Below are 21,515 nucleotides of genomic sequence, written 5' to 3'. Positions count from 1 at the left end.
ACAAACTTGCCGCCGCCCGCCTATGGGCGGCGAAACGTTCTCAGGGCGGGGTGCAATTCCCCACCGGCGGTAATTGCGCGCAATGCGCATAGCCCGCGAGCGCTTGGCGCTGCACACGACTTGAGTCGGGTGCGTCGGCAAGGTCAGCAGACCCGGTGTGATTCCGGGGCCGACGGTCATAGTCCGGATGAAGAGAGAACGGGATCGACGCCAAAGGGCCGTCCGCGTGCATCCGTGCCTGCGTTCGCACCCTTGCATCCCTTTCGATTCATAACGCCCTGTTTTTCACACAAACAGGAGTCAGAACATGCAACCCACCGCTATCGACAGCAAAAGCAAACACCCCCAGGGCGAGCGCGTCGCGTTCATCCAGGCCTGCTGGCACAAGGAAATCGTCGACCAGAGCCGTAAAGGCTTCGTCGCTGAAATGCTGGTGCAGGGTTATCAGGAATCGGACATCGACTTTTTTGAAGTCGGCGGCGCCTTCGAAATGCCGCTGCACGCCAAGCTGCTGGCCAAGTCAGGCCGTTACGCTGGCATTGTCGCCGCCGCTTTGGTGGTGGACGGCGGCATTTATCGCCACGAATTCGTCGCGCAATCGGTGGTCACCGGCCTGATGCAGGTGCAGTTGGAAACCGAAGTGCCGGTGTTCTCGGTGTCGCTCACCCCGCACCACTTCCATTCGGGCGAAGAGCATCAAAAGTTCTTCTTCGAGCACTTTGTGCACAAGGGTCAGGAAGCGGCGCGGACTTGCGCGGATACGTTGCAGAAGATTCGCGCGTTGCGTCGCACGGAGCCGCGCGCTGTAGCGGTCTGACTGCACCAGGCCGGGTGGGGACTTAAGCCCCACCCGAATTCAAATGTGGGAGCGAGCCTGCTCGCGAAGGCGCCGTGTCAGCCACCAAAGAAGTTGGCAGACAGTCAGCATTCGCGAGCAGGCTCGCTCCCACAGTGCTTCGCGTTAATCGGAACGTCAGGCGAGGTTTTCGTCGGTGGTCGGGACGATCAGAATGCCGGCGCGCAGGCCGTTCTTGACCTTGGGATTGGGGAAGATGATTCGCGCGCCCTGCTCTTCGATCACCCAGCGGGTATTGGCCAGATCCTCGGCCAGCACATAACCCGGCTCCAGCTCGGAAAAGTTTTCGATGTCCGCCGGCAGGTTCAGGCGGAACGCATCGCTGTGCTTGATGATTTCCCGCGCCACGCTGAACAGCTGCAAACCGTCCAGCCCTTCTTCTGTATCCGGCTCAGTGCCTTCGATGATCTGCTTCAGACGGGTTTCCAGCAGTGAGACGTTGACGCCATCGTTCTGCCCGAACGGCCGCGCCTTGCCCAGTTCCAGGGTGAAAGCCTCGGCGTCGAGTTTGTCGTAGGTGTACGAACTGAAGACGATCGACGGTTTGTTCTGCAGCAGCACCGCCTCCATGCCGGCCGAGCGCAGGCGCGCCAGTTCGCGACGGGAATGCTGGCGCCCTTCCTTCCACGGGTACAAGGCGAACTGTTCGATCTTCGACCCACGAATCGCCGTGTGCAGGTCGTAGTGCAGACGCTGGCGCTCGGGCTTGCTGAAGAAACTCGCCGCCAGCCGTTCCAGCTCACAGGCGCGCAACGCTTCCGAGCCGCTGCTTTGTTCGTGGCGACCGTTGAACAGTCGATTGACGTCCTGCTCGACGAAACGCTCGCCCTTGCGAATCGCTTCCGGGTTGCCGAACAGGAACAGAATGCGTGCGCGCGGCTTGAGATCGCCGCGTGCGATGTCGTGCAGCAGCCGGTCGAGCAACTCGATCGGTGCCGTTTCGTTGCCATGGATGCCTGCCGACAGCAGCAGGTCCAGGCCATTGTCGCGCGCTTCCGGGGGCCGCACTTCCAGCGCCCCTTCGCTCAACCAGCGCATGCGCACGCCTTCGACAGTCAGTTGAGTCTTCTCCGCCGGTTCGCGGCCGGCGAGGGTCAGTTCAAGCAGTTTGCCGAGGGCGAGCATAGAGCGGTTTCCTTAGTGGTCGTGGTTGCAATCCGGGCCGTGTACGTGATCCTCGTCAGCGCCGAGGTCAGCCGGTTCCATTTCCAGTTGCAGACTTACCAGATTAGTCGCCAATGGGCGCAGCAGCAGGTTGGCGTACTCTTCGTCACCTTCCTCGACGTCCACGCCGATCAGCAGCTGGCCACGGCCGTCCTGCTGGATCCACAGCTCTTTGCCTTGCCACATGACCGCAACGCGGGTGCACGAGGTTTGCAATTGCGTGCCGTCGGTGTCTTCAAGGATCAGCTGCAGGGAATCGCTCATGTTTTTACTCTCTTGGGGTGACACGCCGCGCGCCACGTTCAGGCAGCGCGCTGGCGATCAATTGATCTGGAAGGGATAAACCGCGCCCAGTTTAAGGATTTGCGTCAGTTCATCCAGTGCCGTCCGGCATTCAAGCAACAATTGCGGGTCCGCCAGATCGGTTTCGCTCAGGCGGTCGCGGTAGTGCTTTTCAACCCATGCGGTCAACGAACCGTACAACGGGGCCGTCATGATAACGCCTGGGTTGACCGCCGCCAGTTCGGTTTCATTCAGCGCCACGCGCAGACGCAGGCACGCCGGACCACCGCCGTTCTGCATGCTTTGCTTGAGATCGAAGACTTTAACTTCGCGGATCATTCCGCCGGAGCTGGTCAGGCTTTGCAGATAAGCCCAGACGCGTTCGTTGGCCTGGCATTCCTGCGGCACGATCAGCAGCATCGAACCGTCAGGACGCGAGAGCAACTGGCTGTTGAACAGGTAGGAACGCACCGCGTCATCCACGGTGACTGCCGAACGCGGCACGCAAACGGACTGGAAGTTACCGCCGACCTTGGCCAGTTTACCTTGCAGTTCGGCAAGCATCTTGTCGGTCTCGAGGAACGCGTCCTCGTGATAGAACAGCACTTCACCGTTGCCCACGGCGATCACGTCGTTGTGGAACACACCCTGATCGATGACGTTGGGGTTCTGCTGCGCGTAGACCACGCCTTCGTCACGCAGACCGTGCAGACGCGCCACGGCTTGCGAGGCTTCGAGGGTCTGGCGTGCTGGGTATTTCTGCGGCGCCGGGAAGCGGTTGTCGAACGCACTGCGGCCGAACACAAAAAACTCGACGCCCGCCTCGCCGTACTCACGGCAGAAACGCGTGTGGTTGGCCGCGCCTTCGTCGCCGAACTGCGCCACCGCCGGCAATGCGGCGTGATGGGCGAAGTGCTGTTGATCGGCGAACATCGCGCCGAGCACGCGGCTGGTGGTCGGGTGTTCGATGCTGCGGTGATATTTGCAATTGAGGTTGGCGGCGGTGAAGTGCACACGGCCGTCAGCGGTATCGGCACTTGGGCTGACCGTGGCGGCGTTGGCCACCCACATGCTCGACGCCGAGCAACTGGCGACCAGCAGCGGCATCGCTTCTTTGGCGGCGCGCTCGATCACCTGCGCGTCAGTGCCGCTGAAGCCCAGACGACGCAGCGCCGCCACGTCGGGACGTTCCTGCGGAGCCAGCACGCCTTGCTGAAAGCCCATGTCCATCAGCGCTTTCATTTTTGCCAGACCTTGCAGCGCCGCTTCCTTCGGGTTCGAGGATTGCTGACTGTTGCTCTGCGAGGCGACGTTGCCGTAGGACAGACCACCGTAGTTATGGGTCGGCCCCACTAGACCGTCAAAATTGACTTCATAGGATTTCATCAGCGAGGCTCCACGAGAATCTGTTGTTATAGGCTTCAGTAACTATTCTTTGCGACCGAGGCGCGGCCTTCGCGAGCAGGCTCGCTCCCACAGGATTTAGGTTGGACACAAAATGTGTGAACACCACTGAACCTGTGGGAGCGAGCCTGCTCGCGAATGGGCGCTACGCCATTTTCACGCCGGGTGTCAGCGAGGCAGGCAACACCAGGCTCGGGGTTTCCAGCGACGCCACCGGGTATGCGCAGTAGTCCGCTGCGTAATAGGCGCTGGCGCGGTGGTTGCCCGAGGCGCCGACGCCGCCGAATGGCGCGCTGCTCGCGGCGCCGGTCAGCTGTTTGTTCCAGTTGACGATGCCGGCGCGGCTTTCCAGCCAGAACTGCTGGTAACGCGCTTCGGAATCGGAGAGCAAACCGGCGGCCAGTCCATAAGCAGTGTTGTTGGCTTCAGTGATCGCCGCGCCGAAATCGGTATAGCGGATCACTTGCAGCAGCGGCCCGAACAGTTCTTCGTCCGGACGCTCGGCCACGGCCGTCACATCGACAATGCCCGGGGTCAGCAAAGCCGACTGCGCCTGTGGCTGAGTCATTTCCAGCAGCGCCACCGCGCCGTTGGCCAGCAATTGCTCTTGCGCATCCCTCAGCGCTTTCGCCGCGCCGAGGGAAATCACCGAACCCATGAACGGCGCCGGTTGCTGATCGAAGGCACCGACTTCAATGGTCGAACTGACTTCAACCAGACGCTTGAGCAGGCTGTCGCCCCACGCGCCTTGCGGCACCAGCAGACGGCGGGCGCAGGTGCAGCGCTGGCCGGCGGAAATGAATGCCGACTGAATGATCGTGTACACCGCCGCGTCCAGATCAGCGACCTGATCGACCACCAGCGGGTTGTTGCCGCCCATCTCCAGCGCAAGGATCTTGTCCGGACGCCCGGCGAATTGCTGGTGCAGATGATTGCCGGTGCGGCTCGAACCAGTGAAGAACAGACCGTCGATACCCGGATTCGCCGCCAGAGCGATGCCGGTTTCCCGCGCGCCCTGCAGCAGGTTCAACACGCCTGCCGGCAGGCCGGCTTCGATCCAGCACTTGACCGTCAGCTCGGCGACTTTCGGCGTCAGTTCGCTGGGCTTGAACAGCACGCTGTTACCGGCCAGCAGTGCCGGGACGATATGACCGTTAGGCAGGTGACCGGGGAAGTTGTAAGGGCCGAACACCGCGACCACGCCGTGGGGCTTGTGGCGCAACACGGCGGTGGCGTCGCCCAATGGGCCGCTCTTCTCGCCGGTGCGCTCGCGGTAGCTCTGCACCGAAATCGCGATCTTGTTGACCATGCTGGTGACTTCGGTCGCAGCTTCCCACAGCGGTTTGCCGGTTTCTTCGCCGATGGTGCGAGCCAGTTCGTCAGCGTGGTTTTTCAACGCAGCGGCGAAAGCTTCGAGGACGCTGATGCGCTCCTCGAGGGTGCGACGTGCCCACTGAGGAAATGCCTGGCGAGCAGCCTGAACCGCCGATTCGACCTGCGCAGCAGTGGCGCCCTCGCCCGCCCACAGCACTTGCTGAGTCACCGGGTTCAGCGATTGAAAGGCCTCGCCCTGACCGGCCAGCCACTCACCTGCGATGTATAGCGAATTCATTATTTCGACTCCCGTGCAGCGGACAGCGCCACGGCGCGAACCTGATCGCCGGCGCTGAGTTGAAGACGTTTCGCGGTCTGCGGATCGACCACCAGGGTGCCCGCAGCCAGGCGCGCTGGTGCAGCCGTGATGCGGCAATCCTCGCGCTTGCGGTTGTGGATGATGAACGGCGTGGCGTCATCGCCCGGCGTGCCGACGGCCAGCACCAGCGCTTCGCTGTCACGCACCGCGCGGATCTTGCTGGTTTCGCATTCGATGGCCGGCCCGGCGTCGAAGATGTCGACGTAACCCTGATAGCTGAAGCCTTCGCTCTTGAGCATGGCCAGTGCCGGCTCGGTGTCCGGGTGCACCTGGCCGATGACGTTGCGCGCGTCCGGCGAAAGGAAGCAGGTGTACAGCGGGAATTTCGGCATCAGTTCGGCGATGAACGCCTTGTTGCCGACGCCGGTCAGGTAATCGGCCTGGCTGAATTCCATCTTGAAGAAGTGCCGACCGAGGCTTTCCCAGAACGGCGAGCGCCCGGCGTCATCGGACACGCCACGCATTTCGGCGATGATCTTGTTACCGAACAGCTCCGGGAACTCAGCGATGAACAGCATGCGCGCCTTGGACAGCATCCGGCCGTTGAGGCCGTTGCGGTAATCAGCGTGCAGGAACAGCGAGCACAGCTCGGAATTGCCGGTCAGGTCGTTGGCCAGAAACAGCGTCGGGATTTCGCGGTAGATGTTCAGCTCTTGCGAAGCGCTGACCGTCAGACCGACGCGGAAGTTGTACCAGGGCTCACGCAGACCAACCGCGCCGGCGATGGCGGAAATCCCCACCACGCGGCCGTCATCGTCTTCGAGCACGAACAGATAGTCCGCATCGCCACGCCCGGCTTCGCCGCGAAAGGTCTTCTCGGCCCAGCCGACCCGGTGGGTCAGGCGCTCTTCGTTGGCCGGCAATGTGGTCAGGCCGGTGCCGGTGCTGCGGGCCAGGTCGATCAGCGCGGATAAATCGCTGCTGCGTACGGGACGAACAATCATGCTATCTCCTCAAACGGGCCGCTCGCGCCACCCGTGAAACTCGCTAAGGCGTTAAACCGCCACCAGGCGCACGCTGGCACCTTCACCGACGCCCAGGGCTTCGGCCGCTTCCATATCCAGCGTCACCGGTTTGCCCGGCGCGTAATCCAGCTCGAGCAACACCGCGCGGTAATCCTGCAACTGCGCATTGGCTACCAGGTATTGACGCCCGGCACCTTTGACCGGCTCGCCGATCTTCACCGGCACTACGCGGCTCTGGGCGATCGAACGGATCCCGGAAACCCGCGCATGCAGGGTCGGGCCGCCGTCGAAGATGTCGATGTAGTGATCGGTTTCGAAGCCTTCGCGCATCAGGATGTCGAAGGTGATCTGCGCACGCGGGTGCACCTGGCCCATCGCCTCTTGGGCGGAGTCCGGCAGCAGCGGCACATAGATCGGGTAATGCGGCATCAGCTCGGCGAGGAAGGTGCGGCTTTTCAGCCCGCACAGGCGCTCGGCCTCGGCGTAGTTGAGGTCGAAGAAATTACGTCCGATCGCATCCCAGAACGGCGAGTCGCCATTCTCGTCGCTGTAACCGACGATCTCGGTCACCACCGAATCGGCAAAACGCTCCGGGTGGCTGGCGACGAACAGCAGACGGCCACGGGAATTGAGCTCGGCCCACGGCGATCCGACCAGCTCGCGCTGCACATAGAAACTGGTCAGCAGGCTGTTGCCGGTCAGGTCGTGGCACTGCGAGAGCACGTGGATCTTGTTGTGGATCTTCAGCTCGCGGGAGGCGTGGACGAAAGTCTCGTTGCGGAAGCTGTAGAACGGCTCCGAATAACCGGCGGAAGCGACAATGGCCGAGCAGCCGACCAGTTTGCCGGTGCTCGAGTCTTCGAGGACAAAGAAGTAACTCTCTTCACCGTTGAAGCTCACTTCGGCGGCGAACGAAGCTTCGCTCGCGGCGATCTTGTCGCTCAGACGTTCCACGTCATCCGGCAAGGAAGTGACACCAATCGGGCTGTCCGCAGCCAGACGCTGTACCTCGCCCAGATCAGCCATTTGCGCGGGGCGCATCACCAGCATGGTGTCACTCCTTTCTCTTCAATATTCACAGAAAAAACCGGGCCCACATAAAGATCGATGCAGGAATGGGACTTGTGGCGAGGGGATTTATCCCCGCTGGGGGGCGAAGCACCCCCAAAAATCTGGGGCCGCTGCGCAGCCCATCGGGGACAAATCCCCTCACCACAGGTTCAATCCAACAGGTGAATGTGCCCGGTATCAAAAATTGGTTCGGCGCCGGAAAAACTCCAGGCGCCGAAAGGTCCATCAGGCTTGCGTCAACTTCGCCGCAGCACGTTCGAAGCGGTCGAGACCGGCATCGATATCGGCATCTTCCACCACCAGGCTCGGGGCGAAACGGATTACGTCCGGGCCAGCCTGGAGAATCATCAGGCCTTCCTGTTCGGCGGCGTTGAAGATGTCCTTGGCCTTGCCTTTCCACGCTTCGCTCAGCACGCAACCGATCAGCAGACCGAGACCACGCACCTGAGTGAACAGGCCGTATTTCTCGCCGATCTGTTGCAGGCGGGTCTTGAACTTGTCGTGCTTGGCGTTCACGCCGTTCAGCACCTCAGGGGTGTTGACCACGTCGATCACCGCTTCGGCGACGGCGCAGGCCAGCGGGTTGCCGCCGTAAGTGGTGCCGTGGGTGCCGACGACCAGATGTTTGGCCAGCGCTTCGGTGGTCATCATTGCCGCGATCGGGAAACCACCGCCCAGGCTCTTGGCGCTGGTGAGGATGTCCGGGGTCACGCCGTAATGCTGGTAGGCGAACAGCTTGCCGCTGCGGCCCATGCCGGTCTGCACTTCGTCGAACACCAGCAGCGCGTTGTTCGCATCGCAGAGTTCGCGGGCACCTTGCAGGTAAGCCAGCTCGGCCGGCAGCACGCCGCCCTCGCCCTGGATCGGCTCGAGCACGACCGCGCAGGTCTTCTCGGACACCGCGGCTTTCAGCGCGGCCAGATCGTTGTAGGGAACGTGGGTGATGCCAGTGATTTTCGGGCCGAAACCGTCGGAGTACTTCGACTGGCCACCGACGTTGACGGTGAACAGGGTACGGCCGTGGAAGCTGTTCAGCGCGGCGATGATTTCGTATTTCTCGGTGCCGAAACGGTCGAATGCGACGCGACGAGCCAGCTTGAACGCGGCCTCGTTGGCTTCGGCGCCGGAGTTGCAGAAGAACACGCGCTCGGCAAACGTGGCGTCGATCAGCTTGTGCGCCAGACGCAGGGCCGGTTCGTTGGTGAACACGTTGGACACGTGCCACAGCTTGTTCGCCTGTTCGGTCAACGCGCCGACCAGCGCCGGATGCGCGTGGCCCAAAACGTTGACGGCAATCCCGCCGGCGAAGTCGATCAGCTCGCGGCCGGCCTGATCCCAGACCCGGGAACCGGCGCCACGCACCGGAATGAAAGCGGCAGGCGCGTAGTTGGGAACCATTACCTGGTCGAAATCGGCGCGTTGTACCGCAGCGTGCTCAACGGACATCGGAGTCTCCTGAAGAGGAACACCCGCCTGGAACTGGCGAGCGATGAGGGGATTGTAAGGACAGTTTGGTGCCCGGCCTTGTCGCCAAGCGACAACTTCTTATAGCGCAAACCCCGGATTTTCCCGGGTTTACGGCAATGCGACATATAGCGTCGCAAAGGCGCAGTTTACCGGGCGCGGCCGATTTGCGGCAGGCCGCGCAGGATACCAAGTCAGCCCCCACGGCAGAGACATAAATATCTACCGCACGGTGGTCGCTTGCCGCTGATTTGCTGAGGGTTCTTCCCAACGCCAAGGAATGGCCATGCATTTGTCTGAAGCACCCCCATCGGCAACCCCGGATGCCGCACATGACGCGCAACATGCGGACGAGCATTACCAACCACTGAAAAACGCGATTCCGGCCTGGCTGGGCGACACCTCAGCCACGCGGCGCGAAGCGCTGAAGAACAGCGTCCCGCAACAGCCGGCCGCGCTCAAGGTCGCGCCAGCCGAACAGCACGCGTTGATGAAAAGCCTTGGGGCGGCGCATATCACCGCGCAGAGCCGGGTCGACAAGAGCCTTGCGCACTTGCAGGACGCTGCGGCCTTCGCCGAGCCCCTGCTCAAGGCCGAGCTGAAAAGCTGCTTCGATCTGGAACTGGATGTCAGAAACACCTACGTGCGCCTGTACATTCCTGCCACCACCCCATGGTTTCCGATCCGCACCGGCGCCCGCGCCTGGTCCGTGTCACTGCTTGAGGCGGCACTGCATAACTTCGAAGAAAGGGAAACCGAAGACGACGCCTTCGAAGCCGAGTCGACATTCACTAGCGCCCCCTCGGCCACAGGACAGTTTGAAACCCTGCCCGAGATCAAGGCGAAACTGAGCATTTCCGCTTTCACAAAACTGTGCCGTCGACTGGATATCGGCGCGAAATACAAAGCCAGTCTGGAAGACAATCTGGGCTACTCCGATCTGATGGTCGCGTCGGTCTTGCGCGGCAAGATCGACGCCAGCCAGAAGGCCGCGATGAAGTCGGCCCTGCAATGGGCGCGGATGAACCGCGACGTGTCGGAAAACGCGGTGCGCCTGATCGAGGCCATGCTCGACGGTGTGAAAGGCCTGCATGTGTACGGCGCCCCGCTGCTGTGTCATGACATGACGATGCTTTGCGCACCGCTCACCGGCATCGTGGTATTCGCCCCGGACCTGTACATGACACGCAATGCAGCGCGCGTCGTCGCCTACGTCCCGGATGACCCCGAACATCCGTTCAAGGAGTACGCCTCGCCATTGGAAATGGTCGTGGAACTGACGCGCCAGTTGCGCTCCAGAGACTATCAGCAGTTCTTCAGCCGCTTCGTCAACCACGACCAGCGCGGCTTCTTCTTCAGCACCCTCAACAGCCGGCTGAGTGAAATCCGCTGGCACCCGCACGAACCCGGCGACCCTCGGCCGGCGTGGCGCGAAGCCGCAGTGGAGCGGCCCGACCTGCAGACTGCGCTGACGCCGTTTTACGACGATGTGTGGCAACACCTGTACCAGGCAAAACTGAACAAGATTTTCAATGACGCCCGAACCATTGCCGTACCGACTGCCCTGGTTGATCAAAGGGCGCGCTGGGCGTTCTGGGATTCGCTGGTCAACATCCTCTCTTCCATCGCCCAGACCGCCGCAATGATCGTCGCGCCCTTCGTGCCGGTGCTCGGTGAAGCGATGATGGCGTACATGGCCTATCAGATGCTCGATGAAGTATTCGAAGGCATTGTCGAGTGGGCGCAGGGACGCACGACCGAAGCGGTCGAACACTTGATGGGCACCGTGGAATCGATGATCCAGCTGGGCATGTTCGCCGTCGGCGGCGCGATTGGCGCGGCCGAGTTTCGCAAAGTATTGCCCAAGGAAATCGTGGCGTTCATCGACCGCTTCAAACCGGTACAACTGGCCAATGGTGACATCCGCTACTGGCAACCGGATCTCGAACGCTACAAACATCCGCAGCGCCCGACTGCCGATTCGCAACCCGATGCCCTGGGTTTGCATGCGCATGAGGACAAGCTTCTGCTGCCCTTGGAGGACGCGCACTTTGCGGTCACGGAAAGTCAGGTGCCGGGGCAGTACCGCATCGAACATCCGAGTCGCCCCGACGCTTACCAACCGGTGCTGCACCACAATGGCGAAGGCGCCTGGCACACTGAACTCGAGCAACCGCTGGAATGGGATGGCGCAACCGCGCTGCGCCGTATCGGCCCTGCGGTCGAGAGCTTGTCCGCGAGCGAGCGCGAAACCGTGCTGCAGATCAGCGGAACCAGCGAAGACGCGTTGCGCAAAATGCATGTCGAGCAGGAAAAGGTCCCGCCTCTGCTGGCCGACAGCATCCAGCGCTTCAAGATTGATCAGCAGTTGCAACGCTTCATCGACCAGCTCGACAGCGCTGACGCTGAAGTTTTTTTGCGCGCCGACCCGGTCATGCAGCTGCAGGTGCTCAGCGAATACGGCCGCTGGCCAGGCGACCAGTGCCTGCGTCTGCTCGATCGCCAAGGCGAGCAACTGTGGCAGTCGTCTACTGACGCAAGCCTGCCCGTGACCGAACTGCGCCAAGGCGAACTGGTCGGTGGTGACGTGCTCAAAGCGCTGCTCTACACCCTCGACGAGACGCAGATCAAAACCTTGCTGGACGAGCCCTTTGCCGGACCGACGCCGTCCATCGAGGTCCGCAGCCACAACCTGCGCAAACAAGTGGCCGACCTCGCCAGACGCAACACCAGCGCGCTGTTCGAGTCGCGCTATCAAGCCCTCCAGCACCTCGACGACCCGCTGGCTGCACGACTCAAGATTCACCCTCCGCAATTGCCGGCCAGCATTACCCGCGAACTGCTCGATACCGCGACCGGCAGCGAACTGTTGCAGATCAGCGAAGGACGATTGCCCCCGCGCCAGCAGGCACTCATGCAGATGGCCAGTGACGAGGTGCGCGTTACCCGCGCGTATGAAGGCCTTGAGCTGGCCTCGGTGAGCAATCACGGCTCTGATTCTCTGGCGCTGCACAGCCTCAAATTGTTGCCGGGCTGGAGCGGCGATGTACGTATCGAAATCCGCGACGGGCGCTACGAGGGCCGGTTACTGGACACGATCGGCCGTGACGATGCGCCCGAATACAAGGTGCTGGTTCGCCGCGACGATGGCCAATACCAACCTTATGACGATCGTGGGCAGCAGCTGCATTCGTTCGCTGATTTCTATTCCAGCCTGTTGTACGCATTGCCCGACAGCGAGCGCCAGAGCCTGGACATGCGGATCGGCCAGGGTCAGGCGCTGAAGGCGGCCATTCGTGAACGCACGCTCGAGCGCAACGAGTGGCGTCAGGTGATTGCCGATACGCCGTCCCGAGCGCCGGCTGTCGACACCCTGCGCCTGCTCGGTACCGACGGTTACGCCCATGCTCCGCGTCCGCCACGCCCCGCTTACCAGCCGCACACCCTCGAAGAAGACATCCGGGTGCTCTATCCACGCATGTCGAACCATGAAGTGCGCTTCCTCGCCGAAAGCATGCGAAGCAGTCCCGCAGGCCCGCGCGCCGAAATGCTTCGTTTGCAAAATGACTACCTGCAATTGCAGAACGAACTGCATGTCTGGGCCAACAATCCGCCCGCCGTGCACCCGGAAACCGGCACGGCGCTCACCTCGCTGGAGAAGCGCGCCGAAATCCAGAATCGCAGGCTGCTCAGGGAGCAATTGCTCAAAGCCTGGAGACGGGAGCACGTCACGGGTATCAATCACCGGGGCTTTGCCGCCGGATACGCCTTGCGCCTTACACCTGCGGTGATGGGCGACTTGCCCGTGTTGTCAGCAGACTTCAGTCATATCACCTCGCTCGCCATTGATGGCAGCCCGATGACCACCTCCGTCGACAGCTTTCTGCAGTCCTTCAGCCAGTTGCAGAATATCGATGCGCGCAATCTCAATCTGTCGAGCCTGCCGCAAGCACTGACTTCGATGCGCTCGCTGCGCGAATTGCGCTTACGCAATTGTCGGATCAGTCTGACGACGGTCACAGAGTCAGTGCTCGCGGCCATGCCGCAGCTCACCCTGCTCGATCTGCAAGGCAATGCGCTGGGCCTGCCTCCGGACCTGCACACACTGCCTTCATTGCGCTACGTGAACCTGTCGGATACCGGCATTCACACGGTGCCCGACGATCTGCTGGATCATCCGCGCCTGATTTCGGCGCAATTCGATCGCAACCGCATCACGCGGATACCGGACAGTTTTTTCAACCTGGCAAGCTCCCTCAGCGATGGTTATACCTTCGCCGATAATCCGTTGACGGCGGCTTCTCGCGAGCGGGTAAAAGTGTTCTACGAGCACACCGGAAGGCACTTCGGCGTCCGGCCCGTGCAGGAAGATCTGCAACGCACCATCGCCTTGTTTCCATCCCTCGACACGGAAGGCGCAACACAGGTGTTGTACCGATTGCCCGGGCCATTGGCGGAGTGCGGCGCACAGTTGTCCCGCTGGGAAAATGAACTCGGCGTGCTGAATCTCGAACTCAGTCAATGGATCAACCAGGCCACCGTGACCGCCTCTGAGTCGGGGGAACGTCTTCCCCTCGAGGCGCAAACCCGCGAACTGGAGGCCCGGCGATCCTTTGCGCAACAGATCGAGCAATTCTGGCGCAGCCCGCCCCTGTACCCGCGCCTTGAAGAACTCAGGGCAACGGCGACGTTCAGTGGGGATATGCCGATACTCAGCGCCGGTCTCGAGCGCGCGACGCAGCTGAACCTCACCGGCACCGCCAATAGCACCGCTGCCCTGCGCTTCGTGGAGTGCTTCCCCAACCTTGCCAAGCTGAAAATGAACGGTTTCGAACTGGGACCGCTTGCGCTGGGCGAAGCAAAACTGCCTCAACTGAGCGATCTGGAGCTGAAAAATTGTGGCGTGGTCATGACCCCGGAAAATCAGGCTGCGCTGCTGTCACTTGGCAGCCTCGACTCACTGGACCTGAGCGACAATCCGTTGGGTACGTTCCCCGACCTGAATTTGTTGCCCGAATTGATCTATCTCGATCTGTCCAACTGCGGGCTGACCGTCGTTCCCGAAGGACTGGCCAGCCATCCGGGGTTGCGAACCGCAGTGCTCGCAGGCAACCGCATCACGCAACTGCCCGAGGCGCTGTTCGACCTCCCCGCCGAGCGCAGTGACGGCATTGACCTTGCCGACAACCCGCTATCGGCCGCCACCCGCGACCAGATCAAAAACTACTACCGCCTCCATCGCAACGACTTCGACGTACTGGCGGCCGAGCCGGACGTGAGCCTCGCCCGGCAGTTGTTTCCCGGTTTGAACAAGCAAGAGGCCAGCGAGATGATTTACGACTTGCCCGGCGACCTGGCCGACGGTCGCCAACAGCTGCTTCGCTGGCAAGCAGAACAGCAACAGATGCGCGATGACCTGACCCGCTGGGCCTTGGCAACGCCGTCTGCGCACCCGGTTACCGGTCAGGCCTTGAGCGCAAGCGAGCGTTTGGCGCAACGATCCGCACGCTCGGACTTCAAGCAATTGATAAAGGATTTCTGGGGCGAAAGATCTATGGGCACCGGCAGGCGCACGACTTCTTTCGCGGCAGACCTCAAGTTCCTCGGCGAAATGCCGCGCCTGACGGTCAACTTCGATCACGTTACCAGCCTCAAGCTGGCGGGCAACGTGACGATCGCGGGACTGGAGCCGTTCGCTGCCTTGTTCCCGAATCTTCAGATGCTGGAACTGAAAGCTTTCACACTCTATGACATCCCTTCATTCGTCAGCCGTCTGCACTATCTCAAAGAGCTCAAACTCAATGACTGCGCGCTGACGCTTACCCCTGCCGGGCAGCAGGTACTTGGCGCGCTGCCCGAGTTGCGGTTGCTCGATCTGAGCCATAACCCACTGACAAACGCGCCAGACCTGACAATCCTGCCCAAGGTGACGAACTTCTCACTCGGCCATAGCGAACTGACGAGCGTGCCGAAGGGCATCGCCGAGCATCCGCTGCTGCGAGAGCTCCATCTCAATAACAACCAGATAACCGTGCTGCCCGACGCTGTTTTCAGTTTGCATCCCGAGCGGGCCGACAGCGTCTATCTGAACGACAATCCTCTGTCCATGAATGCCCGCGAGCGCGTCAAGCGCTACTACGCCGCACAAGGGCGCAACTTCCGGATCAAGCCGGCATCGGCTGACATTGCCATGGCGCAGAGACTGTTCCCGCGACTGGGCGAAAACGCTGCGATCAACATGATTTATCGCCTGCCCGGGACATTACAGACCGGTACGGCACAACTGGTCAGATGGGAGGCGGAAATTGCCCGCATGATCAGTGATCTCAACACATGGAGCGCGCGCCTGCCGGTCAACAACCCTTCGACAGAGCTGCCCTGGACTGCGCCGGAAAGATTTGCAGAACTCGCCGCCAGACAAAGATTCAGCAGCGACCTTGAGAAACTCTGGCGCGGCCGGCAAAACGAAAACTCAGCCCTGCGGTTCAATACTTTCGAAGCCGATGCGACATTCACCGGCGAATTGCCGGAACTGACCGCTGACTTCAGCCACATCACGCATCTCAACCTTCAGGGCAATCCGGGGCTGAACATTCCAGATGGGTTTTTCCGAAGCTTCAGCGGCCTGCGGGGCCTGGAACTACAGGGCTTCGCCCTCGGCCGGATGCCTCAAACACTGCAAAGCCTGCCGTTGCTTGAGAGGTTGATGCTGAGCAAGTGCCAGATCACTCTGGATCCTCCCGGACAAGCGATCCTGTCCACGATGACCCGATTGAAATCTCTGGATTTGTATAGCAACCCTCTGCAGGTGACGCCCGATCTATCGACCCTGCAGAACCTGACGTTCATCGACCTGATCAACACCGGCATCGATAGTGTTCCCGCCGGGCTGGAACAGCTGCCGCACCTGGAAGTCGCGTTGCTGAGCGACAACAACATCAGCGAATTGCCGGCGCAACTGACGCAGTATTCCGATCGCGGTATTGAATTGGGCGGCAACCCGTTGTCGGTTGCTTCCAGAGAACGGATCAAGGCCGCATTTCAGGCCAAGGCTGACAACTTCGGTGTCTGGGTCCAACAGCAAGACATCGATCTGGCGCAAAGCCTTTATCCATCGCTGTTCGGCTTCGATGCCAACGATCTGGTCTACAAGCTTGCGGGCACGCTGGCCGATGGACGTGTTGAGCTGATGCGCCGCAAAACCGAGCTCACCAGCCTGCTCGAACGCCTGGATAGCTGGGCCAACGAGACTCCCAACGATACTGACACGCAGATGCCGCTTGCGACCGACGCGGCAGCCAGGGAAAGACTCAACCGCCAGCACTTCAGGCAAAACCTCGAAGACGACCTGCGCCGTGCGCCCTCGTTCCTGACAGGGCCAAGGGTCAGCTGCGAGTTGTCGTTTACCGGTGAGCTGCCGCCGCTGACCGCGCGTTTCGACCACATCGAACAATTGAAACTGACCACAGCGTCCGCTGCGCCTCAGATCGATCGTCTGCTGGAGCTGTTCCCGAAGCTCAAAGGCATCGACATCCGCAATTATCCGCTGGGCGAGATTCCCGCCCCGATTTTCGCCATGGAAAGGCTGCGCAGCCTGTATCTGCCGGGCTGTGAGATCACGTTGACTGCGCAGACCGCAGAAGCATTCGCAACGCTGAGAAACCTGAGTTCCGTGGACCTGAGCGACAATCCGCTCAACATCGCTCCGGATCTGAGTCATTTCCCGCAGATGACCGATGTGCGTCTGGGCAACTGTGCCTTGAGCAAGGTGCCTGATGGCCTGTTCGGACTGCCTCGATTGATGTACGCCGACTTGTCCGGAAACGCGATCACCGAGTTGCCGGGCGAGTTTCCTTTACAGCCCGGCGACGTGCTGACCGAATACGACTTCAGCGACAACCCGCTGAATGCCGAAAGTTTGCAGCGCCTGCAGCGGTATGAGGCGGCGTATCAATTGCGCCTGCTGGAGCAGCAGTCGAGCAACGACACCGCGTATCAGACGATTGAGGATTTCCATGACTTCTCCGGCGGCATGGAAACCGATTGAGGGTCGATCCGCGCTCAGCCACGCTCCGGCGGCACTGACGACAATTCGAACGGGCTGCTGCTGCGCCGCTGGTTGCGATCTTCGCGCGGCGTGGCACCGAAGAAGTTGCGATAGGCGCTGGAGAAATGCGGCCCCGAGGAGAAGCCGCACGAGAGGCCGATCTGGATGATCGACTTGCTGGTCTGCATCAACATCTGCCGGGCCTTGTTCAGGCGCAGTTCCAGGTAGTACTGGCTCGGCACGCGGTTGAGGTATTGCTTGAAGATCCGCTCCAGCTGTCGACGGGATACGCACACGTGCTGGGCGATTTCGTCGGTGGTCAGCGGCTCTTCGATGTTGGCTTCCATCAGCAACACCGCTTGGGTGAGCTTCGGATGGCTGGAGCCGAGGCGATTCTGCAACGGGATGCGCTGACGCTCACCGCCCTCGCGGATGCGCTCAACGACCAGTTCTTCCGACACCGCACCGGCCAGTTCCGCGCCGTGATCGCGGGCCAGCACCGCCAGCAGCAGGTCGAGCACCGACATGCCACCGCAGGCGGTCAGACGATCGCGATCCCAGTCGAACAGATGACTGGTGGCGATGACTTTCGGGAAGCGCTCAGCGAAATCGTCCTGCCAGCGCCAGTGCACGGCGGCGCGATAACCGTCGAGCAAACCGAGCTGGGCCAGCGGATAGACACCGGCCGACAGACCACCGATCACGCAACCGGCACGCACCAGTTGCTTGAGCGCACTGCTCAGCGCCGGCGCGAGCGTGGTCGGTGGCTCGTCAGCGAGCAGGAACAGTTTCTGGAAATTCTCGAGCTTGCCGGCCCACGGCTCGCCGGGCAATTGCCAGGCACCTTCGCTCTGCGGCTCGGCCTGCAAGAACGACAGTTCGTAAACCACGTCCGGGTGCACCCGCTGCGCAACACGCAAGGCCTCCTCCGCCAGCGCCAGCGTCAACGCTTTAGTGCTGGGCCAAATCAGGAAACCAATTCGATGGGCAGTCATGGGCGGGCAATCCGAAACGAACAACGGTGATGAAGGCATGGGCCAATGCTAGCCCGGAAATGAACACAAATCCTGAAACCGGTGAAGATCAGAATGTGGGAGCGAGCCTGCTCGCGAAGGCGGTGTACCAGTCAACATAATTGCTGGCTGTTGTACCGCTTTCGCGAGCAGGCTCGCTCCCACAGGGATCTGAGCCAGCCAGAAGATCGCGAAGCATGACCTAATCTGGTGCACAACGGCAGCCCTGATTTATTTCAGGCTGCCCGACAGAAACTGCTGCAAGCGCTCCGACTGCGGGTTGACCAGCACTTCGCGCGGGTTGCCGCTTTCTTCGACGACGCCTTTGTGCAGGAACACCAGCTGGTTCGACACTTCACGGGCGAAGCCCATTTCGTGGGTCACCACGACCATGGTGCGGCCTTCCTGCGCCAGCGCCTGCATGACTTTCAGCACGTCGCCGACCAGTTCGGGGTCAAGGGCCGAGGTCGGTTCGTCGAACAGCATCACCTCCGGCTCCATCGCCAACGCACGGGCAATAGCCACACGCTGCTGTTCGCCGCCGGACATGTGCCCCGGGAACGCGTCTTTGCGATGGGCCACGCCAACCTTGTTCAGGTAGTACTCGGCTTTTTCGCGCGCTTCGTACTTGGGTACGCCGAGCACGTGCACCGGCGCTTCCATGATGTTTTCAATCGCGGTCATGTGCGACCACAGATTGAAATGCTGGAACACCATCGACAGGCGCGAACGCATGCGTTGCAGCTGTTTTGGATCAGCGGCTTTCAGCGCGCCGTCCTTGTTCGCCACCAGTTTCAGCTCTTCGTTGTTGAGCAGGATCTTGCCGGCGTGCGGCTGCTCGAGCAGGTTGATGCAACGCAGGAAAGTGCTTTTGCCGGAGCCACTGGAGCCGATGATGCTGATCACATCGCCGGCGGCGGCTTTCAGGGACACGCCCTTGAGCACTTCGTGACTGCCATAGCGTTTATGCAGGTCTTGGACTTCAAGTTTGTACATGCGGTCGGTTCTCACAAAAACAGTCAGTCAGTCGTTGAGCAAGCGCCCGTGACGCAGCGCTTCGCGCCCCGCCACCTTGGCCAGCCAGAAACCGGGTTGGGCATAGCGCAGCCGTTCAATGGCAAACAGCACCCCGGACGTACCAGCACATACCGTGCTGACCCGATCGGACACAGGGTCGATCACTTGAAAAATCTCATCGCCCGCCTCGACCCATTCGCCAGGCCTGCGGGAAAAACTCACCACACCGGGGTGCGGTGCGAACAACAATTCGGTGCCTTCGAAGGGCATGCCTTCGCACGGTTCGAAGGCCGGATCCGGCCACTCGCCGGTGATCAGACCTTGCTCGGCAAGGAACGCCAGAATGCCTTCAGCATAAGCCTCGGCTTCGACGCGGCCGGTGTCGGCCTGCCCGCCCAGCTCGATCGTCGTCGCCAGACACGCCAGCGGAATCTGCGCCTCGGGGAACTGCCGCGACAGGCGCAGCCATGGCAACGAGCAGGCTTCATCGAAGGAGCTGCCGCCGGAATCTTCCGCGAGCAAACCTACCTTGACGTTCAGGTGTGCCGACAGCGAACGCCACTGCGGCCAGTGCTGCGGCAGCGCATACATGTGCAGCGCGGCTTCGGCATCGCAGTGCAGATCCAGCACCACATCGGCGGTGCAGGCGTGGCTGAGCAGCACACGTTGCATGCCTTGCAACTGGCTGCTTGCTTCAGGCAATCCGGCCAGGTGGTCGGCCATTGCCTGACGGATCAGGCGCACGTTGGCATGGGGATCATCACCGAGTTTTTCGCCCAGCGCCGCCGCGACCGGCGCGCTGAGCTCGACGAAATCACGGTTGAAATTCTTGCCGCTGCCCGCCTCGAAACGGCCCTGGAAATTGCCTTGCAGCAATTGCCCGAGGCCGATCGGATTGGCCACCGGCACCAGCTCGATCACGCCGTTGAGCAAGCCTTGGGCTTCGAGTTCGCCGAGGCGCTTTTTCAGCTCCCAGGCGGTGCGCATGCCCGGCAGTTCATCGGCGTGCAGGCTGGCCTGGATGTAGGCCTTGCGCTCGCCGCTACCAAAACGAAAAACCGAAACCTTGCGCTCGCTGCCCAGGTGGCTCCACGGCAATAGGTGGTCGATGCGTTGCATATCAGTGCTTCCGTGGCGCGAGGTAGCTCAACCAGCGACGCTCGGCCAGTTTGAACAGCTTGACCAGAATGAAGGTCAGGCACAGGTAGAACACGCCGGCAGTGATGTACGCCTCGAACGGCAGATAGAACTGCGCGTTGACGGTACGTGCCGCGCCAGTGATGTCGATCAGGGTCACGATCGACGCCAGACTGGTGGTCTGCAGCATCATGATCACTTCGTTGCTGTACTGCGGCAGCGCCCGGCGCAGGGCCGACGGCAGCAGGATGCGCTTGTACAGTTTGAAGCGCGACATGCCCATGGCCTTGGCCGCTTCGATCTCACCGTTTGGCGTGGCCTTGAGGCTGCCGGCGATGATTTCCGCGGTGTAGGCGCTGGTGTTGACGGCAAAAGCCAGACAGGCACAGAACGTTGCGCTGGACAGCCACGGCCACAGGAAGCTTTCGCGCACCGCTTCGAACTGGGCCAGACCGTAGTAGATCAGGAACAGCTGCACCAGCATCGGCGTGCCGCGAATCACATAGGTGTACAGCCACGCGGCGCCATTGACGAACGGGTTTTTCGAGACGCGCATCAGCCCCAGCGGCAACGCCGCGAGCAAACCGAAGAACAGCGACAGCGCGAGCAGTTTGAGGGTGGTCAGCAGGCCGCCGAAGTACAGCGGCAGTGCCTCCCAGATGACGTTGTAGTCGAAGATCATAGATCAGCCGCCCTTACGCCTACCGAGTAGCGCTTCTCAAGGTGACGCAATGCCAGCAACGAAACACTGGTGATCACCAGGTACATCGCCGCCACTGCGAGGAAGAAGGTGAAAGGCTCGCGCGTGGCATCCGCCGCCTGCTTGGCCTTGAACATCATGTCTTGCAGACCGACCACGGAGATCAGCGCGGTGGCCTTGGTCAGTACCAGCCAGTTGTTGGTGAAGCCGGGAATCGCCAAGCGAATCATCTGCGGCACCATCACCCGGAAGAACACCTGGAAACTGCTCATGCCGTACGCCATGCCCGCTTCGGCCTGGCCTTTGGGGATCGCCATGAACGCGCCACGGAACGTCTCCGAGAGGTAAGCACCGAAGATGAAACCGAGGGTGCCGATACCGGCGGCCAGCGGGTTCAGATCGATGTAGTCGTCATAGCCGAGCATCGGCGCAACGCGGTTAAGCAAGTCCTGACCGCCGTAGAAGATCAGCAGGATCAGCACCAGATCGGGAATGCCGCGGATCACCGTCGAATACAGGTCGCCCAGCCACGCCAGCCAGCGCACCGGCGACAGGCGCAACGCGACACCGATCAGCCCGAGAACGATGGCCAGAGCCATGGACGACAAGGCGAGCTGAAGCGTCAGCCATGCGCCATCGAGGATGACAGCCCCGTAGCCTTTCAACATGATTCAGGTCCTCGAAAGTTGGGATGAAAAAATG

At 61.4% G+C, this 21,515-nt stretch carries 14 protein-coding genes and 1 riboswitch; of the genes, 2 read left to right on the top strand and 12 right to left on the bottom strand.

Translation table 11 applies throughout. The features are described 5' to 3' along the window. The first annotated feature begins 32 nt into the window (after positions 1–32). A riboswitch (FMN riboswitch) is annotated at positions 33–204 on the top strand. Positions 205–307: 103 nt separating this feature from the next. Beyond that, complete coding sequence (locus tag ACV8MC_RS13625; RefSeq protein WP_252886669.1) at positions 308–817, top strand: 6,7-dimethyl-8-ribityllumazine synthase; 510 nt, start codon at positions 308–310, stop codon at positions 815–817. 156 nt (positions 818–973) lie between these two features. Here the strand turns inward: ACV8MC_RS13625 and astE are convergent, their stop codons facing one another. From astE to ACV8MC_RS13590, 7 genes are all read right to left on the bottom strand, one after another. Further along, on the bottom strand, positions 974–1,981 hold the full coding sequence (gene astE, locus ACV8MC_RS13620; protein ID WP_457262301.1) for a succinylglutamate desuccinylase: 1,008 nt from the start codon (positions 1,979–1,981) through the stop codon (positions 974–976). A gap of 12 nt (positions 1,982–1,993) precedes the next feature. Further along, positions 1,994–2,284, bottom strand: coding sequence for a hypothetical protein (locus tag ACV8MC_RS13615; protein WP_016773591.1), 291 nt, complete (start codon positions 2,282–2,284; stop codon positions 1,994–1,996). A gap of 57 nt (positions 2,285–2,341) precedes the next feature. After that, on the bottom strand, positions 2,342–3,688 hold the full coding sequence (gene astB / locus ACV8MC_RS13610) for an N-succinylarginine dihydrolase (protein ID WP_056788059.1): 1,347 nt from the start codon (positions 3,686–3,688) through the stop codon (positions 2,342–2,344). A gap of 163 nt (positions 3,689–3,851) precedes the next feature. Next, the gene (astD, locus tag ACV8MC_RS13605) at positions 3,852–5,321 is read right to left on the bottom strand and encodes a succinylglutamate-semialdehyde dehydrogenase (protein ID WP_457265557.1); all 1,470 of its coding nucleotides are present in this window, start codon (positions 5,319–5,321) and stop codon (positions 3,852–3,854) included. After that, the gene (gene astA, locus ACV8MC_RS13600; protein WP_024014014.1) at positions 5,318–6,343 is read right to left on the bottom strand and encodes an arginine N-succinyltransferase; all 1,026 of its coding nucleotides are present in this window, start codon (positions 6,341–6,343) and stop codon (positions 5,318–5,320) included. Before astA ends, astD begins: the two co-directional genes overlap by 4 nt. A 51-nt stretch (positions 6,344–6,394) precedes the next feature. Then, the gene (aruF, locus tag ACV8MC_RS13595; protein WP_024014015.1) at positions 6,395–7,414 is read right to left on the bottom strand and encodes an arginine/ornithine succinyltransferase subunit alpha; all 1,020 of its coding nucleotides are present in this window, start codon (positions 7,412–7,414) and stop codon (positions 6,395–6,397) included. Between the two features lie 246 nt (positions 7,415–7,660). Continuing rightward, entirely contained in the window at positions 7,661–8,881 is a 1,221-nt protein-coding gene (locus ACV8MC_RS13590) for an aspartate aminotransferase family protein (RefSeq protein WP_016773586.1), read from the bottom strand. A 304-nt stretch (positions 8,882–9,185) separates the two neighbouring features. Here ACV8MC_RS13590 and ACV8MC_RS13585 point away from each other — a divergent pair, with 304 nt between their 5' ends. Further along, a complete protein-coding gene (locus tag ACV8MC_RS13585) occupies positions 9,186–16,946 on the top strand; it encodes a dermonecrotic toxin domain-containing protein (protein ID WP_457262300.1) in 7,761 nt (2,586 codons plus the stop codon). Positions 16,947–16,960: 14 nt separating this feature from the next. Here ACV8MC_RS13585 and argR read toward each other — a convergent pair whose 3' ends face one another. The 5 genes from argR to ACV8MC_RS13560 form a co-directional block, all read right to left on the bottom strand. Next, complete coding sequence (gene argR, locus ACV8MC_RS13580) at positions 16,961–17,941, bottom strand: transcriptional regulator ArgR (protein WP_024014018.1); 981 nt, start codon at positions 17,939–17,941, stop codon at positions 16,961–16,963. Between the two features lie 249 nt (positions 17,942–18,190). Then, positions 18,191–18,955, bottom strand: a complete 765-nt coding sequence (locus ACV8MC_RS13575) for an ABC transporter ATP-binding protein (protein WP_007912705.1) — start codon at positions 18,953–18,955, stop codon at positions 18,191–18,193. Between the two features lie 27 nt (positions 18,956–18,982). After that, on the bottom strand, positions 18,983–20,095 hold the full coding sequence (locus tag ACV8MC_RS13570) for a succinylglutamate desuccinylase/aspartoacylase family protein (RefSeq protein ID WP_252882529.1): 1,113 nt from the start codon (positions 20,093–20,095) through the stop codon (positions 18,983–18,985). A gap of 1 nt (position 20,096) precedes the next feature. Then, positions 20,097–20,795 (bottom strand): ABC transporter permease, encoded by a 699-nt coding sequence (locus tag ACV8MC_RS13565; RefSeq protein ID WP_122507650.1) that lies wholly within the window; start codon positions 20,793–20,795, stop codon positions 20,097–20,099. Next, the gene (locus tag ACV8MC_RS13560; RefSeq protein WP_016773583.1) at positions 20,792–21,481 is read right to left on the bottom strand and encodes an ABC transporter permease; all 690 of its coding nucleotides are present in this window, start codon (positions 21,479–21,481) and stop codon (positions 20,792–20,794) included. Before ACV8MC_RS13560 ends, ACV8MC_RS13565 begins: the two co-directional genes overlap by 4 nt. Between the last annotated feature and the right edge of the window lie 34 nt (positions 21,482–21,515).

The sequence above is a fragment of the Pseudomonas sp. PK-RTE-24 genome (assembly GCF_054052265.1).
This window is presented reverse-complemented; position numbering and strand designations above follow the sequence as displayed.